Source organism: Rahnella perminowiae, from assembly GCF_019049755.1.
Taxonomy (GTDB): Bacteria; Pseudomonadota; Gammaproteobacteria; order Enterobacterales; family Enterobacteriaceae; genus Rahnella; species Rahnella perminowiae.
In genome coordinates this window covers 1-232 of the sequence record NZ_JAFMOS010000004.1, presented here as the reverse complement: position 1 = coordinate 232, position 232 = coordinate 1, and the positions used below count along the sequence as shown (strand labels likewise).

1 protein-coding gene is annotated in these 232 nt (G+C 53.4%); it reads right to left on the bottom strand.

All coding sequences use genetic code 11. From position 1 onward, the window contains the following. Positions 1–232: contractile injection system protein, VgrG/Pvc8 family (locus tag J1785_RS00015; RefSeq protein ID WP_217218501.1), on the bottom strand; the 232-nt coding region annotated here is incomplete at both ends.

The window sequence follows — 232 nt, the reverse complement described above, 5'->3', positions numbered from 1 at the left end:
AAGAAGTACGAGATGCCGCTGTCGGCCAGGCGGCGCGCGATGTGCGCGTATTCGCTTTCGCCGAACTGCATCATGAATTTTTTCAGCGGGTACTGTTCATTAAGGGCAAACCGGAAATCCAGCCGGTCCATGTAGTAACGCAGGAAGGTGTTTTCGGTCATGCTGATGACGCTGTCGTTCTGGTAAATCGCGTTATTGCTGCCCTGATTTAACCGGGTGACGCGGTGTTCCA